Source organism: Vibrio sp. 10N.222.48.A3 (assembly GCF_041475345.1).
GTDB classification, from domain to species: Bacteria; Pseudomonadota; Gammaproteobacteria; order Enterobacterales; family Vibrionaceae; genus Vibrio; species Vibrio tasmaniensis_A.
On the sequence record NZ_JBFRVX010000172.1, the window covers coordinates 1 to 16,516 of the forward strand.

General features: G+C 43.7%; 14 protein-coding genes and 1 pseudogene. 9 read left to right on the plus strand and 6 right to left on the minus strand.

The window, feature by feature from the left end:
* Positions 1-271 (minus strand): annotated as a pseudogene (locus AB4653_RS06185) (ParA family protein); the annotation flags it as partial.
* 1,261 nt (positions 272-1,532) lie between these two features.
* Between AB4653_RS06185 and AB4653_RS06190 the strand changes: the two are divergent.
* On the plus strand, positions 1,533-3,512 hold the full coding sequence (locus AB4653_RS06190; protein WP_012601303.1) for a replication initiator protein RctB domain-containing protein: 1,980 nt from the start codon (positions 1,533-1,535) through the stop codon (positions 3,510-3,512).
* A 435-nt stretch (positions 3,513-3,947) separates the two neighbouring features.
* On the opposite strand, the gene AB4653_RS06195 is transcribed toward AB4653_RS06190, so the two are convergent.
* The 3 genes from AB4653_RS06195 to AB4653_RS06205 are packed head-to-tail and all read right to left on the minus strand — an operon-like array spanning position 3,948 to position 6,256.
* The gene (locus AB4653_RS06195) at positions 3,948-4,493 is read right to left on the minus strand and encodes a transcriptional regulator (RefSeq protein ID WP_102257699.1); all 546 of its coding nucleotides are present in this window, start codon (positions 4,491-4,493) and stop codon (positions 3,948-3,950) included.
* Positions 4,490-5,422, minus strand: a complete 933-nt coding sequence (locus AB4653_RS06200; protein ID WP_102257698.1) for an ATP-binding cassette domain-containing protein — start codon at positions 5,420-5,422, stop codon at positions 4,490-4,492. The genes AB4653_RS06195 and AB4653_RS06200 overlap by 4 nt, the downstream gene beginning before the upstream one ends.
* A 9-nt stretch (positions 5,423-5,431) precedes the next feature.
* Positions 5,432-6,256 carry an ABC transporter ATP-binding protein gene (locus AB4653_RS06205; RefSeq protein WP_009846021.1) on the minus strand — a complete coding sequence of 275 codons (825 nt, stop codon included), beginning with the start codon at positions 6,254-6,256 and terminating at the stop codon, positions 5,432-5,434.
* A 361-nt stretch (positions 6,257-6,617) separates the two neighbouring features.
* On the opposite strand from AB4653_RS06205, the gene AB4653_RS06210 reads away from it, so the two are divergent.
* Positions 6,618-6,812, plus strand: a complete 195-nt coding sequence (locus AB4653_RS06210) for a PA3496 family putative envelope integrity protein (RefSeq protein ID WP_004732575.1) — start codon at positions 6,618-6,620, stop codon at positions 6,810-6,812.
* A gap of 190 nt (positions 6,813-7,002) precedes the next feature.
* Positions 7,003-7,563 (plus strand): NADAR family protein, encoded by a 561-nt coding sequence (locus tag AB4653_RS06215; RefSeq protein WP_012601297.1) that lies wholly within the window; start codon positions 7,003-7,005, stop codon positions 7,561-7,563.
* A gap of 209 nt (positions 7,564-7,772) precedes the next feature.
* Here the strand turns inward: AB4653_RS06215 and AB4653_RS06220 are convergent, their stop codons facing one another.
* Positions 7,773-8,531, minus strand: a complete 759-nt coding sequence (locus tag AB4653_RS06220; protein ID WP_009846023.1) for an ABC transporter substrate-binding protein — start codon at positions 8,529-8,531, stop codon at positions 7,773-7,775.
* 88 nt (positions 8,532-8,619) lie between these two features.
* On the opposite strand from AB4653_RS06220, the gene AB4653_RS06225 reads away from it, so the two are divergent.
* Together AB4653_RS06225 and AB4653_RS06230 are read left to right on the plus strand one after the other, a co-directional pair.
* Positions 8,620-11,046, plus strand: a complete 2,427-nt coding sequence (locus tag AB4653_RS06225; RefSeq protein ID WP_009846024.1) for a response regulator — start codon at positions 8,620-8,622, stop codon at positions 11,044-11,046.
* Positions 11,047-11,389: 343 nt separating this feature from the next.
* On the plus strand, positions 11,390-12,049 hold the full coding sequence (locus AB4653_RS06230) for an HAD family phosphatase (RefSeq protein ID WP_009846025.1): 660 nt from the start codon (positions 11,390-11,392) through the stop codon (positions 12,047-12,049).
* 94 nt (positions 12,050-12,143) lie between these two features.
* Here AB4653_RS06230 and AB4653_RS06235 read toward each other — a convergent pair whose 3' ends face one another.
* Complete coding sequence (locus AB4653_RS06235) at positions 12,144-12,326, minus strand: hypothetical protein (RefSeq protein WP_083784015.1); 183 nt, start codon at positions 12,324-12,326, stop codon at positions 12,144-12,146.
* Between the two features lie 88 nt (positions 12,327-12,414).
* Here AB4653_RS06235 and hppD point away from each other — a divergent pair, with 88 nt between their 5' ends.
* Genes hppD through maiA form a run of 4 tightly spaced genes read left to right on the plus strand, consistent with a single transcriptional unit; the run spans position 12,415 to position 16,387 of the window.
* Positions 12,415-13,488 carry a 4-hydroxyphenylpyruvate dioxygenase gene (gene hppD / locus AB4653_RS06240; RefSeq protein ID WP_017100488.1) on the plus strand — a complete coding sequence of 358 codons (1,074 nt, stop codon included), beginning with the start codon at positions 12,415-12,417 and terminating at the stop codon, positions 13,486-13,488.
* On the plus strand, positions 13,481-14,611 hold the full coding sequence (locus AB4653_RS06245) for a homogentisate 1,2-dioxygenase (protein WP_009846027.1): 1,131 nt from the start codon (positions 13,481-13,483) through the stop codon (positions 14,609-14,611). Before hppD ends, AB4653_RS06245 begins: the two co-directional genes overlap by 8 nt.
* A 12-nt stretch (positions 14,612-14,623) precedes the next feature.
* Positions 14,624-15,661: a fumarylacetoacetate hydrolase family protein gene (locus tag AB4653_RS06250; protein ID WP_009846028.1), complete on the plus strand. Its 1,038-nt coding sequence runs from the start codon at positions 14,624-14,626 to the stop codon at positions 15,659-15,661.
* A gap of 21 nt (positions 15,662-15,682) precedes the next feature.
* Entirely contained in the window at positions 15,683-16,387 is a 705-nt protein-coding gene (gene maiA, locus AB4653_RS06255; protein ID WP_009846029.1) for a maleylacetoacetate isomerase, read from the plus strand.
* Positions 16,388-16,516 lie beyond the last annotated feature (129 nt).

The following is a 16,516-nucleotide window of genomic DNA, read 5'->3' on the forward strand; positions in this document are numbered from 1 at the left end:
CGTCCATCAACATGTGAGCTTCTGTCAATGAAATCGAGTAGTGATTGGCATTGTTCTTTGTAAACTGATGGCCATCAGCTTCAAGTTTAGTGATCGCTTCATCGAGTTTACGACGCGTTAAACCAGAACGAGTCTCCATCATAGCTTTAGACATTGGAGGGAAATGTTCATCACTTCGCTCTTCCAAAATAATCTCAATTCGGTCAGCCTGAACTTGTTGAGTTTGTTCGGCTAGCTGATAGAGCTTATCAATCGTTTGTTCTCTTTTCATTGCCAGTTTCCGTAATGATTAACTAAGTACAAATTGTACAGCGATTAACAACAAACACAACAAAAACATGAACATGCATTTATGAGTAAACTCACATAAAATAGACAGTGTTTTTACAATTTGATGAAACATCACCTCAGAGTAATACTGAAAGTCATCATTTTCATCATGCACAACCATGTTATTTCTAGTGCACATTTAAAATGTTACAGCATCACTTATTTACAATGTAAATGAAATTATCGCTAAAAAACTGCGGAACGATTGAAACACAACTATAGATTACGGTTGGTGTGATTTGCATTCGAATTTATAGATTTTCAATTCAATAAAAATTAAAAAACGCTCAATGGACAAAAAATTCAAAACAGAAGAGAAGAGGAGGTGCAAAAAAAACAACAGAGGATTCTAACCTGAGCGGAAGAATGATCATGGAACATATCCAGTGTAAGATAATTAATAACACCCAATTATGAAGCATGATCAAGGCGTAAACTTAGCAATATTGATCCGAACAACTGCACATTACAAATGATCAAATTACGGAAAAATGATCAAGTAAATATCGTTCCGGAAGCATGTAATTTAAGAGCTAAGTTACGGACAAATGCTTTTGCAATGGGGATTCAACGCCTATAAGGGCTCAATGATTGAAAATTCAATCTACACTGACCGAGAATACGCAAACATGACAATTTCATGATCATGCTTCCAAGTTAACTCCCACCTGCGCTAAATACATCAAAGCTATCCATTTTCAACAGATACAGATTAAACTTTATCCTAAATAGGGCGGGAAGGATAAAAAGTACCATCACTTGATCATTGTTCCTATAGATTGGCCATCATAAATATCCACATTGATGTGTATGAAGTGACTTAGAAGATGATGTTGACTTCCGAACTGTGGATAAGCTGTATAAGTATAATGATCATGCTTTCAAGCCAATAATGATCATGCTTACAATGACTTAATGATCATACTTCTGACGCTCTGTGATCATGCTTTCTTTGATTTAATGATCATAGTTTCGGGGTTTTTATGATCATGCTTTCCAAGGGGTTTTATTTTAAACTTTTAAATTCAGCAACTTAAAAGCAAAGAAACAGCCAGATCATTAGATCACTTAATCATTTAAGATCATATTAATCAAAAAGATCAGTTATTTAAAAGCTAATAAATTCTCTTTATTTATGATCATTCTTTCTTTATCATTCAGGAACTATAGTGAAATTACGGTTAGTGTGATACGGATCAAAAATGAAACCAGAAGAGAAATTGTTAATTAAGGCACGAAGCCACAAAGATGGTCATTTATTTGAGGTATCTGAAACAGCCGTTGAATGGATAGAACAATATCAACACTTCAAAGGTGTCACCAAAAGCATTGTTGAGCTTCTTAACCTAATTTCACTTCGTGGGTTTAGCAGCAAAGACGGTTACGTTTCCACTACCGAGATTATTGAATCAACCGATGGCCAAGTTACTCGTGCAGCCTTACAGCAAAGGTTAAGAGCTGCGGTCAGTATCGGTCTTTTCAGGCAAATTCCGGTTCGCTTTGAAGAAGGTCTTGCTGGTAAAACTATGCTGCATCGCTTTGTTAACCCAAACCAATTGATATCAGTACTGGGTGCTACTAGCTTAGTGACAGAAAGCGTGAAGCAAAATGAGAAGCAAAAGCGATCTAAAGCTCTAGCTCAAACCAAAGTCAACAAACGCTTATTGAATGAACACGGACTCAATACCCCACCAACGATGAAAGACGAAGCCGATCAATTTATTGTGTCGCCAACCAATTGGGCGGGTATTATTGATCAAGCCTTAGCGCCCCCTAGAACGCGCAAGAGCTACCAAAAATCAATGGTTTCGATCTCTGGCACTCGAGCGGTGATCGAGACACGATCTTCAAAAAACATTATGACGGTTGATGATCTGATGACGCTATTCGCGTTATTCACGCTTACTGTTCAATATCATGATCATCACCAAGATGATTACCATCTAGACGCGAAACACACACCGAACAAAACACCACTTTACATCACGGATATTTTGTCCTTGCGTGGCAAGAAAGACAGCGGGCCGGCACGTGATTCGATCCGTGACAGTATTGATCGTATCGAATTTACCGATTTCCAATTGCATGAGCTCACAGGCCGTTGGCTTAGCGAGAACATGCCAGAAGGCTTTAAGAGTGATCGTTTCCGATTCCTAGCTAGAACCATTACCGCATCGGAAGAAGCGCCTACAGAAGGCTCTGACGGCGAAATTCGCATTAAACCGAACCTATACATCCTGGTTTGGGAACCTTCGTTCTACGAAGAGCTGCTGACGCGTGACTATTTCTTCCTATTTCCGCCAGAAATCCTGAAGCAACATACCTTGGTCTTCCAAATGTATTCGTACTTTAGAAGCCGCATGGCACGTCGCCATTCAGATAGCATGTTGCTCAGTGAGCTCAACCAGAAATTGGCGCGTAACATCGATTGGCGTCGTTTCTCGATGGATCTGATCCGCGAGCTCAGAAAGTTAGGTGAAGTAGGGGATCAAGAAGATACCTTCCTGGTTAACCTTTGGGGTTATCACTTAACGATCACCGCGTTGATCGAAAAAGGAAAAACGACTGATTATCAGGTTGATATCAAATGTAATGTGGAAGAAGTCTTACGTTACTCAAGAGCACGCACCACCAATGCAGGCAAGCGTAATATGGCACCAACGTTACCGAACCCACTGCGTAATGAAATGGTGTCTAAGCAGAAATTGGAAGAGTTGTCTGAGATTATCGATGGTGAGTTTGAGCCAATTCAGCGCAAAGCACCGTCGCCAAGAGGCAAATTGGGACGTCGAGTTAAGCAGCGTAAACACTCTGTTGAGATCAACGCTGACGAGATCATGATTACTCTCTCTAAATATACCTCTGCAGAGGCTCTAGAACGCAGTATAACGGCTTTATCTGCTATGACAGGGCATTCACATGCTTCAATCAAAGAAGAGTGTTCTGAGCTCATTGAGAAGCTTGATTGGTTGAGAGTAGGGGAGGACGTTATCCCATACGAAACACTGAGTCGCTTGATTGAGCTTTACAACGACCGTGACAGCACCAGCAATCGACACTTGTCTATTGAGCGTTTGATCTCTGGTTTAGCTGTGCGTCGTAAAGTGTGTAAACAAGTTCACGAAGGTCATTTAGACGAAAACGTGTTCTTAGCGCTCGACGAAATGGCGATTGGCCACTAACCACTAACCACCAATCACTGTCACTGCTCAGTTGTAAGAAGCCCGTATTTACGGTCGACGAATGGATAGTTTGAACACATTAGGTGCTGATTAAAACCGCACCTAACGCTGACAAATTGATGACAATGTAGCGCATCCAGTTGATTATTATTTATCCCGAATAGACAACCTTTTGTCCTTTCTTATGATTAATAGATTGGCTCATATTTTGTTACATCATACTGAATAGATTTTTGCGAGTTCCTAAGGGACTCGCTTTTTTTTGCCTGCAATTCGGCTAATCATTAACATTCAAAAGCTTACCATTTAAATTCTACAGCTTATGGAGTCCGTTCCTGAAGCATGATCAAGGTGAGATCATGCTTTCTACGGTGCTTATTTTTGATGGGGTTCAGCTTTGATGTTTGATCGAACAGGGGTTGAACAAGGAGTGGATCAGTGCAGTTGACGTAGAGCCATACCTTGATCATCGTTCTGGTGTTGACTTGCCATAAAGCGTACATGCGATTCGATCAATTTTTCTGATTCTTCTTTCCAGCGCGGTTCTTGTTGTTGGTTGGTAAACTCCAAAGCCAATACACACAAGTGCTGTAGCCGCTGTGTACACCACTCTTGTAAGTCAGGTTCTGATTTTGGATTACAAGACACAGCTTGAAGCTTGCTATAGGCAAACATCAGGTATTGGAAAGCTTTTTCCTGATGGTGCGAGCCACTAAGTTCGTTTGAGATAGATGGTGGGCTTGGTGGTGGAAGCTTTGTCGATGCCGTCAGAATTTCATCTTTATATCGATAAAACGTAAAGATTCTCAAGCATCCGTCTAACCAGCATGCGATGCCTTTGCTCTGTTCATCCGTGATCAAAGGCCCCCAGAGTGCATCTGGAGGCGTTAAGATCAAAGGCTCTAACTTCTCCACTTGATCATGCTTTCGGTCTTTGTACCAATTTCCGATCCGCTCTAACCAAGTGTCTAGTTCATTCATGCAACGTTATCCCACTGTTTAACATAGTGATTATCTGAAACTTGCTTGATCTCATGCTGTATTTCACTGCTTTGTTCACGAATACGATCAGCGTCTATTGAATAGTTTGGCTCATTTTTCACGAGTTCGCCAAATGGTAGATCAGGATCGGGCACAGCAGAGATCAATAACTTAGTGTATGGGTGTTGTGGGTTGGTTAAGATCGACTGGGTTGATCCCCACTCAACGATCTGTCCCTTGTACATCACAGCTGTCTCTTCTGCGATGTAGTGTGCTGTTGCGAGATCATGCGTAATGTACAAAAAACCTATCCCTAACTCTTTCTTCATCCTCTGCATTAGGTTCAAAACACCGAGTCGTATTGAAACATCCAACATCGAGGTGGGTTCATCGGCAAGGATAACCTCAGCACCGACTGCGAGTGCTCTGGCTAAGTTTATGCGCTGTCTTTGGCCTCCACTGAGCTCATGAGGGTATTTGGTGAGAGTTTCGATGGGTAACTCCACCAGCGTTAATAACTCGTTGAGACGCTCTGCGAGAGCTTGTTTCGTAGCAACTTGCTTGTGGATCTTAAGGGGCCGTGTTAAGTGGTGTTCAATGGTGTGGGTTGGATTGAGTGAGCCAAATGGGTCTTGAAATATCATTTGCACGCGGCTTCGGTAATCCAAGATATCTTTACGACTTTTTAAGGTAGAAATATCTCTGCCATTGAACAGTATTTCTCCCTCTGTTGGCGGATACACTTTGGTCATCAGTCGAGCGCAGGTGCTTTTCCCGCAGCCTGATTCGCCAACTAGTGCCAATGTTTTACCTGCATGTAAATCAAAACTCACCCCATGCAGTGCTCTAAAGATCTCTTCTTTGCCAAATCCACCACCAACAGTGAATTCTCTAACGAGGTTTTTTACTTGAAAAATAGGTTGTGACATGGAGCTCTCCTAGCACGCAGTTGCGTGAGCGTGTTCGTGAATATTGGGGAAGGAACTCCATAGCTTTTGGGTGTAGGAGTGCTGAGGGTTATTGCGAATCTCATGGGCTTGGTTGACTTCAACTATCTGTCCATGACGCATGATGGCAATTCGATCGCACAGTTGGCTCATTAGTGCGAGGTCGTGGGTGATAAACAATATTGAGAAACCAAACTCTTCTCTGAGTTGGTGTATTTGCTGCAGAATTTCGCGCTGTACAACCACATCCAGTGCCGTGGTCGGTTCATCCATGATAATCAACTTAGGGTTGAGCGCGAGAGCTATAGCAATCACCAAACGTTGACGCATCCCACCGCTAAACTGGTGCGGGTACTCGGTTAGACGGTGGCGAGGGATATTGACTAGGTCGAGTAACTTTTCGGCGCGATCTTTTGCTTGCTCGTTGTTCATGCCCTTGTGGTGGCGCAATACATCGGCAAACTGTTCTTCAATGGTCAGTACAGGGTTAAGCGAGTTCATCGCGCTCTGGAACACCATTGCGATCTCACTCCAACGTAAGGTGTTCAAGTGGCTGTCCGATAAGCTCAGCAGATCTTGCCCGCCAAACAGTATTTGCCCGCCAGAGATGAAAGCCGGTGGCTTATGCAGGCGGTTAATGGCAAATGCGATGGTACTTTTGCCACACCCGGATTCTCCCGCTAAACCAAAAATCTCGCCTTGGCCTATATTAAAGCTTACGGATTTTACGGCATTAAAATCGCCGTCATCGGTAATGTAATCGACACATAGATTCTTCACTTCGAGAAGAGGTGTCTCTGAATTTTCCCTAGACATGATAAACACTCAGTTATAATATTGATAACTATTATCATTAACATGTGTTGAATTTAGTGGAAGAGAAGAGCACAAAAAGAATGAAGTGACTCGAATTATTTTTTGATTATTTCATGAAGTTTCAGCGGGAAATAGGAAATGAGAACGAGGAAAATGAGAGGTGGATCAAACCACATTTCTTATGGGGAATCTTTTAAATGTAATGGCAGAAAATGGCTTTGGCAAAGTTTAAATGAGGCATTTATTAATTAGCTTTGTGAAGCGTCGGAATCATCACATTTCAGTACAGAATTGCTTAACAAGCGAAATAGCATTTGCTACAGATTACCTGTCCATTACATGGTGCTTTTCGGAGGAAAACATGTCCATTAATTCTATCAACCATGATGAAATGACAAATATTGCAAATAAGTGGGATGCTGAAGAAGAAGTATCTTTCAAACCAGAAAAGAAAATGAAATCTGCTGAAGCTCGTCGTCGTATTGAAGCTCTAAGAGAAATTAGAGAAAGCGGTTTTAGCCTGGAAGAAGCGAGGGAGCTAGGTCTAATTCATTAACAATCCCCATTGCATTTAGAAGGGTGGCGCACCGCCACCCTTTGATTTATATGCCTTTTTTAAAGAAGTTTGTGCTTTTTATAAGTAAACCATGCTCCTTGCCTCTCACCATTTAAATCCATTGTCCTTCCTCTACATTATTTGTTCTCGACTAAAAACATGCCCTTGGCATACTCTTTAACTAAGTTGTTTGACAGTTATATGCAACGCCACTAATTTTAAAGTTAAAGCAAAAATATGCGATGTTGTTGGTAAGGAGAAGGCTATGTCTAATTCGGTGGCTAAAGCCAAAGAAGTGCTGTTCTATGAACCTGAAGATCCAAACGGGTACCTGTCAAATTTTGCCGCTTGTCCTATCAAAATCGACGATCAAGTTTGGGCAACCAGCGAGCATTATTATCAAGCGATGAAGTTTGCCTCTCAAGCGCTGCGTAACACCATTCTCGAAGCCTCGACTCCTGCTGAAGCATTCTCTTTAAGCCGTGATTATGAAGACCAAGTTCGGGAAGATTGGTATGACATTCGTGTTGAAGTGATGCAGTTCATTGTCACAGAGAAGTTCAGGCAGAACCCACAGTTTGCGTTGTTTCTTACTAATACCGGAGATTCGGTGATAAAAGAACATTCGCACAAAGACCACTTCTGGGGGGATGGTGGCGATGGAACCGGCGAGAACCATTTAGGCAAGATTCTGATGGCAGTACGACAAGAGCTTCGTACTCAGCAACTGCATTTGATTGCTGCACACTAATCCATTTACCTCCGTGGTTCCAAATTAAGTAGGTCGATTACAGGTAAACTCTTTTAGCCCTTAAAGATGAATTAAAAAAGGCCGCCCTACTTAGCTTCTGTGCTAATCAGGGCAGCCTTTTAGGCTTAAGAGCGAGTTAGTCATCGAAGAGAGCTAAATTACGATACCTAAGCTATACCTTTATGCGAAGGTTACAACTGATGCTGTTGCTATAAGTAACTCTGTACGATGTCGTTGAGCTGACCATCGTCTTTCATTTGGTCGAGGCGCTGGTCGATGAAGCTTTGCAGTTTAGGATCCATCTCTGGGTCAAATGCTAAATGGATGGGGTAGTTATTAATCACTGAGCCAAACTCTTGCATCTGGTAGTCATCAATACTGAGTTTCTGCTCATTTAGGTTGTATTTGATTCGAGATTCCATTTCAACAAAAACGGTATCACCCGGAGTTCGGTTTAATACACGAAAAGCCGCGCTGTAATCTTTAACTCGAATCTCGTTAAGCTTACCTTGTTGGATATAAGGCTCTAGATTTGGATATTCAAACCCCACCAGCAATACAACCGCTTTTCCGTTTAAATCATCGATAGTGTTGAACTCAAATGGCTTCTTGCCGCTGCTAAGTAACACATGTTTTACATTGTAAATCGGATCTTTAGACAGGTTTACAGATTGGATATTTCCCCAACTTGGGCTGCCATAGGTGACCCAGTTTGGATTCTCTCTAGCGTCGAGCTTATCGATCATTCGGTTGAAAGGGTAGGTGTGGTAATCGATCTCGTATTGGCTGTCGTCAAATACGGCTTCAACAATATCCGAAACCATTCCTCTGTGAGATGACCCGTCAGTTTCGATCTGAAAAGGTTGCGCTTGGCTTGCAATAATGTAGTAGTGAACAGGTTCGCTTGCAAAAGCATAACTGTTTGAAAACAAACTGACTATGGATGCAACTATTAGATGTTTTTTCATAACCTTCCCTAGTTATTTGATGAATGACTACTATTATACTAGTTGAGTAATTGTAGTTTGCTAGGATAACAATAATGGTAATTTTTGTATGGTGAATAAAGGAAAACGCTATATTGGACTCTCCCGACAGTTGATCGGGGTAATCATCGCAATCAGTACCTTATTCACAGTCATAGTGACAGGTCTAGGTTTGTATGTGGAGTACCAAAATCGAGTTTCTTTTATCAGTTCTCAGATCGAACAAGTTAAGGATGGTTATCTTTCTGGCTTAACCGCCAGTTTGTGGGTTGAAGACCGAGAGCAACTGTTTGTGCAAGCTGAAGGTATCTCCCGCTTACCCTCGGTCAGTTATCTGTTAATAGAAAGCCCCGATGAAAAAATTTTAGAATTAGGTCAACAGACGTCCGGTCAGTCTTATTCTCAATCTTGGGATATGGTGCATCAGATGGGAGGCTCAGAGTTCCAACTGGCGACGCTCACGGTGCAGTCTGATCTAAGTATGATTCTCAACGACTTTGAAGACCGGGTGTTATTATTGCTCGCCTTCGAAGCAGTTAAAATCTTCTTATTGTCTCTGGTATGTTTAACCATCGTCTACCGCCTTGTAGTTAAGCGCTTAATGACCATGTCTTCTCAGATCAACCATCAACAGGTTGAAGACAACAAACCGCGATTTCTAACACCCACTAACTCTACATACAGTGATGAGATCTCTACACTAGAGAGTAGCTACAATCAGTCGATTGAACGTATTCGTCAACAATACCAAGAATTGGAAAAAGCCAAAGATACTGCAGAGGTAGCGAACCGCAACAAGAGTGAATTTCTTGCCAACATGAGCCACGAAATCCGCACTCCAATGAACGGGATTATCGGGCTTTCATCACTGCTTTCTGAAATGGATATGCCGAAAGAGCAAAAAGAGTATGTCGACATGCTCAACACCTCTTCGCTTACTCTACTCGATTTAATCAATGACATTCTCGACTACTCGAAGATTGAAGCGGGTCGTTTAGAGCTTCAGCAAGAACCGATGAAAATGATGGGTATTGCTGCCGACGTAGAGTCGACCTTCAGAGTTAAAGCCGAGCAAAAAGGGCTCAAATTCCAACTGGCGATTGATCCTAAGATCCCAACCATGGTGATTGGCGATGGTACTCAGTTAAGACAAGTACTGAATAACCTAGTTGGCAATGCCATCAAATTTACCGAACATGGTCATGTCATGCTCTCACTTCGTTTAGAAGAAGTCATAGAGCCGGAACAAAAGCTCAGAGTGAAATTTGAGGTGACCGATAGTGGTATTGGTATCGCAGAAGACAAGCAACAATCGGTATTCGATAAGTTTCAACAAGCCGACGGTAGCACCACCCGCATCTACGGAGGCACGGGGCTTGGTCTTACGATATGCGATAAGATCGTGACCTTAATGGGCAGTAAGCTTGAGCTAACCAGTGTCGTAGGTAAGGGAAGTACATTCTACTTTACCGCTGACTTTGACCCGAGCTTAGACGTTGACGAGAGCAACATCGATTTTAATAAAGTCTCGGTACTTTTGGTTGATGACAGCCAGTTGAACATGCGTATTACCTCAACACAACTTCAATCATTCGGCGTTAAGTCTGAGTGCTGTGAAACCGCCACTCAAGCGTTAGAGCTTGTTTCAGAGTCTGTGGCGAAGTCGTTGCCTTATGATCTGGTGCTGATTGATAAAGTGATGCCGTCTATTGATGGATTCCAATTAGCAAGAAGTTTGATTGAGCGTTTTGACAAAGCTTGTCCGAAGCTAGTGATGATTTCTGCCGATCCTCGAAAACAGGATGAAGCACGCGCCAAACAAGTGGGTTTTGTTGCATACATTGCTCGCCCTTATCAAGATAATCAGCTTAAATGGACGCTGAGTGAAGTCCTGGCGAGATCGGCTGATACCTCAATCTTTACCTATCCAAATCGAGGTGAGGTAGCGTTTAAAGATAATCAACCCGTGCCATTAACCAAACCATCGGGTTCTGTTGAAGCTACGACATCTGCTTCTGTTAGAACGACACAAATAGACAAACAAGCTCCAATCAAAGAAGAGCCAAAACCAGTGGCTGCTCCGTTTAGTGGTAAGGTTTTGGTCGTTGAAGATTCTAGAGTGAATCAACAAGTCGCCAAAATGATGCTTAAGAAGCTGGGGTTTGAGGTGGATATTGCAGACAACGGTGAAATTGGTGTCGAGAAATTCCAGGCCAACGAATACGAGATGATTTTTATGGATTGCCAGATGCCAGTTCTTGATGGTTTCGAAGCGACCAAGCAGATCCGAGCGCTCGAAGAAGGAACCTCTAAACACATTCCGATCGTTGCGCTGACGGCCAACGTCGTGCAACGAGATAAGCATTTGTGCTTCGATGTGGGTATGGATGAATTTTTACCAAAACCCGTCAATCAAGGGAAACTGAGAGAGATCGTTGCCAGTTTCTTGTCGAAAGGAACTGAGTCGAGCAAGGAAAATGAGCAGAAAATCGTTTAAGTTCAATTAGCTGATGTCTCGCTAAAGCATATCCAACTCTATAAGAAACTCCGACAGAATCAGTCGGAGTTTCTTTTTTTTGCTAATGAGCACTTGGTTAGCTAATACATCTAGTTAGCTAAATACACATAGTTAGTTAAATACATATAGTTAAATACGTCGCGTATCAATACTGATTGAATCCATAAGCTGTTGTATTTAAAAACAAGCATGTGTTGATTGTCATAGCCGTGAAATACAACTGCCACTAAAATATGCTCTTAATGTCACAATCCAGTTATAGCATGCAGCCAACTAGAACTCCTTTTTAACCTTAACGAAACTCAACCTGTGAGAGCCTAAGATGTTCAAACCTTTGTATGTATTTGATATGGATGAAACGCTGATCAATGCCGATGCAGCGATGCTTTGGAATGAGTTCTTGGTTGAAAAGGGCATTGCCACTGCGCCCAACTTTATTGATGAAGATAAGCGTTTAATGGGCCTGTATTCGGAAGGCAAATTGAACATGGAAGATTACCTAACATTTTCCATGCAGCCACTCGCGAACATGCCAACAGAGCAAGTTACTACTTTGGTGGAAGAGTGTGTCGAGAAGCATATTTTACCTAAGCAATTCAAGCAGTCGAAACCTTTGATTGAGCAGCTTGAGAATGATGATATCGACATGTTGATCATCTCTGCCAGCGTGACTTTCTTAGTGGAAGCGGTCGGTTGTAAGATTGGTATTGAGAACGCACTCGGTATCGATTTGGTAGAAAACCAAGGCCGCTTCACGTCTCAAATATCAGGTGTGCCAAGCTACCGTGAAGGTAAAGTCACCCGTTTAAAAGAGTGGTTAGACAATCAAGAAACTAACTACTCAGACATTCACTTTTATACCGATTCAATCAACGACTTACCTTTGTGTGAACACGCTGATTTTGCTTACTTGGTAAACCCATGTCCGCGTTTGAAAGCGTTAGCCGATCAACCGAATTGGTCGATTCTCAACTGGGATTAACACGAATCTTATAGTCGAATTAGGTTCGCTCTAGAACTCATCAAGCCGCTGACTACAGCGGCTTTTTTGCATCTTCAGTCTAATGTTCGATTTATTACCTTAGCTGACAAAAGGATGCATGTAACAATTCAGTAACATCTCTTGCTCTGCTGTAAATCAAACCACCATATTTCAATCCCTTGATAGCACTCACTTTCTTGTCTTGACAGTTTGTGTGTAACAAATATTTTACAAACTGACAGGATTTCATCGAAATTGCCCATTTTCCTCCACCCATTCCATTATCTCGGCTTGTGGGCCAAATTTAATTAAGGACAAAAAATACACAACACAACACAAAACCGATAGGTACAAGGAGAAAGTTCATGGTGGATACATACAACCCGCTTGGCACGGATGGATTCGAGTTTGTTGAATACACGGCCGTTGACCACAAGGGAATTGAGCAACTTAAAGCGCTGTTTGTGTCACTTGGTTTTGCTGAGATCGCCAAGCACCGCTCAAAAGAGGCTTGGCTGTATCGACAAGGTGACATCAACTTTATCGTCAATGAACAGCCTCACAGCCAAGCGGAAGCGTTCGCTAAAGTGCATGGGCCATCGGTCTGTGGCATGGCTTTTCGTGTCAACGAAGCAACCGCTGCAATGGAGCAAGCGTTTAAGGGCGGCGGTGAAGAGTACAAAACGGAAATAGGGCCGATGGAACTGAGCATTCCTGCCATTTACGGCATCGGTGAAAGCCTGCTCTATTTTGTGGATCGTTATGGTAAGCAGAGTATCTATGATGTTGACTTCCGATTTTATGATGATGCAGAACAGCGCATGGCAGAAGCTAATGTTGGCTTGTATGAAATCGACCACCTCACGCACAACGTTAAGCAAGGCAATATGGATGTGTGGTCTGGGTTCTATGAGCGTCTTGGTAACTTCCGTGAGATTCGTTACTTCGACATTGAAGGCAAGCTGACAGGCCTTGTGAGCCGCGCCATGACCTCACCGTGTGGCAAAATCCGTATCCCTATCAATGAGTCTTCGGACGACAAATCACAAATCGAAGAGTTTATTCGCGAATACAACGGCGAAGGTATCCAACACATCGCACTCGCCACCGATGACATCTACAAAACGGTGAAGACTCTGCGTGATCGCGGCATGGACTTTATGCCAACCCCAGATACCTACTATGAGAAAGTTGACGATCGTGTGAAAGGCCACGGGGAAGACACTGATCTGTTGCGTGACTTACGCGTTCTGATTGATGGCGCGCCGACCAAAGACGGCATCTTGCTGCAAATTTTCACACAGACGGTAATTGGGCCTGTGTTCTTTGAAATCATTCAGCGTAAAGGCAATGAAGGCTTTGGCGAAGGTAACTTCAAGGCGCTGTTTGAATCGATTGAAGAGGACCAGATTCGTCGAGGAGTATTAGACGATGCATAAATGGATCTCGTTTCCTCACCGGGAAGGGGTGTGCTCTAAACAAGCGCACGCCGACTTCCCTGAAGAGGCAATTTATGAGCGAGAGGCGGGCCGAAGTGGATTCTTCGGCCCTGCCGCTCATTTTCATCACCAACATGCCCCAACAGGTTGGTCGGAGTGGGAGGGTGATTTGCGCCCTCGCGCTTTTGATTTTACGCTGGTGGAGAAAGCTAGCCAGATAACCCCTTGGGCGGTGCCTCATCTTTTGCATAACGCAGACTGCAAAATCCGCGTATGGCGCATGGATGAGAAGATGGATTTCTTGGTGCGTAACTCCGATGGCGATGAGCTGCTGTTCATTCATCAAGGCAGCGCCGATCTCTATTGTGACTATGGTCATCTAGTGGTGAGTGAAGGGGATTACGTGATGATCCCGCGCTCGACCAACTGGCGTTTAGAGCCAAGCGAGCCGATGTTTATCTTGATGATTGAGAACACAGACGCGGCTTACTCCTTGCCAGAGAAAGGCATGGTCGGTAATCACGCGGTGTTTGATCCTGCGGTGCTCGACATTCCTTCAATCAATGATCAATTTCGCGCTCAGTATTCTGAAAACCAGACTCAGGTTCAGGTGAAGCGCCACGACAAAGTCAGCGTGATCACCTATCCGTTCAATCCATTGGATGCAATTGGCTGGCATGGCGACTTAGCGGTGGTGAAAGTGAATTGGCGCGATATCAGACCGCTGATGTCACATCGCTACCACTTGCCACCATCTGCGCATACGACGTTTGTTGGCGCAGGCTTTGTAGTGTGCACCTTTGTACCACGCCCGATTGAGAGCGATCCAGGTGCATTGAAAGTGCCGTTCTACCACAACAATGACGACTACGACGAAGTACTCTTCTATCACGCTGGTGACTTTTTTAGCCGTGACAATATTGAAGCGGGCATGGTGACTTTCCATCCAGCAGGCTTCACGCATGGACCTCACCCTAAAGCCTTTAAGGCAGGTCAGGCGCATAAGAAGAAGTTTACCGACGAAGTGGCGGTGATGATTGATACTCGCCATGCACTGCAGTTCTCTGACGAACTCGATAGCGTTGAGAACAAAGAATATGTCTACAGTTGGCAAGAGAAGTAAGGGGCAACAAGGATGAAATTAGCAAGCAAGAAAAATGGCACTCGCGATGGTCTATTGATGGTCGTGAGCAAAGATCTCAAACAATGTGTGGCTGCCACTGAAATCTTCCATGCGATGCACCTTGCACCCACCATGCAGGTAGCATTGGATAACTGGGACAGCGTTGTTTCTCAGTTAGAAGAGTTATACACCTCGTTAAACAACGGGCATGTGACAGGCAGTGAAGTGTTTGCACCTCAGTATTGTGAATCGCCTCTGCCACGTGCTTATCAATGGGCTGATGGCAGCGCGTATGTAAACCACGTTGAATTGGTGCGTAAAGCACGTGGTGCTGAAATGCCAGAAAGCTTCTGGGTCGATCCATTAATGTATCAAGGCGGTTCAGATGCCTTTATCGGCCCTCGTGACAACATCGAGTTTGCCAGCGACGAGTGGGGCATCGATTTCGAAGGTGAGGTTGCGATTGTCACCGGTGACGTGCCAATGGGTGCCAGTGCTAAACAGGCGCACGAGTCGATTCGATTACTGATGTTGGTGAACGATGTGTCGCTGCGCGGTTTGATTCCGGCTGAGCTCGCGAAAGGCTTTGGTTTCTTCCAGTCTAAGCCTTCTTCGGCGTTCTCCCCGGTTGCGGTAACACCTGATGAGCTTGGCGAGCAATGGAAAGGCAGCAAGGTACATCTATCGTTGATATCGACCTACAACGACCAACCTTTTGGTTGTCCGAATGCGGGCGTCGATATGACTTTCAACTTTGCTGAACTAGTAGTCCATGCTGCGAAAACTCGCCCACTATCGGCCGGTGCAATCATTGGCTCGGGCACGGTTTCCAATAAACAAGGTACTGACCACGGCACCTCAATTGCTGAGGGCGGTGTAGGCTATTCATGCATTGCTGAAGTACGCATGATAGAGACGATTCGAGATGGCAAACCGTCGACTCAATTCATGTCGTTTGGTGACTCGATCAAGCTTGAGATGTTCGATGTAGCGGGTGACTCCATTTTTGGCGCGATTGACCAGAAAGTCAGTCAATATCGAGCGCTATAGTCCACGTAATAGGATTTCTGTATGAGCGAGAGCATCGTGAACAAGAACATTATACTTTACGGTTATTGGCGCTCTTCGGCTGCCTATCGAGTACGTATTGGGTTGAACCTAAAACAACTCAACTATGAGTCTAAATCGGTGCACTTGGTGCGTAATGGCGGCGAGCAGCATGACCCACAATATCGTGATCTCAACGCCAGTGAATTAGTGCCCGTGCTGGTGGATGGTGAAGTTCAACTCAATCAGTCACTGGCTATTCTTCAATATCTCGATGAACACTATTTGTGTGAAAGCAGCCCAGACTCCTTGTTGATTCCTGAGCAAATACCACTGCGCTATCAAGCGTTGGCGATGGCTCAGGATATTGCGATAGAAATTCATCCTCTTAATAACTTGCGTGTGTTGCAGTACTTGGAGCGAGAGTTGTCGTGTGAGCCAGAGGCAAAAATGGACTGGCTACACTATTGGATGAGCCAAGGTTTTTCGGCGTTAGAAGAGAAACTGACTAAGCACAGGAAAACACATGGTGACTCGGTGTATAGCCTCTCGGATTCTCCCTGTATTGTCGATATCTGCTTGGTGCCGCAGGTGTATAACGCGCTGCGCTTTGGCGTTGATATGTCGCCGTATCCGTTAATTAACTCGATTGTCGAAGCGTGTAACCAGTTACCCGCTTTTATCGAGGCGATGCCAGAGAACCAAGCGGATGCGAATGCACCGATGTGAACGTATTGAATTCTTTTCAATGAACTGGAAACGTTATTTGGATTAAATTACGTTATAATTACGATTTGGTATATTTAAAGATATTATGTATTCATTCTTTTCAGGTTTAATTTCCAATTTTATGAATAT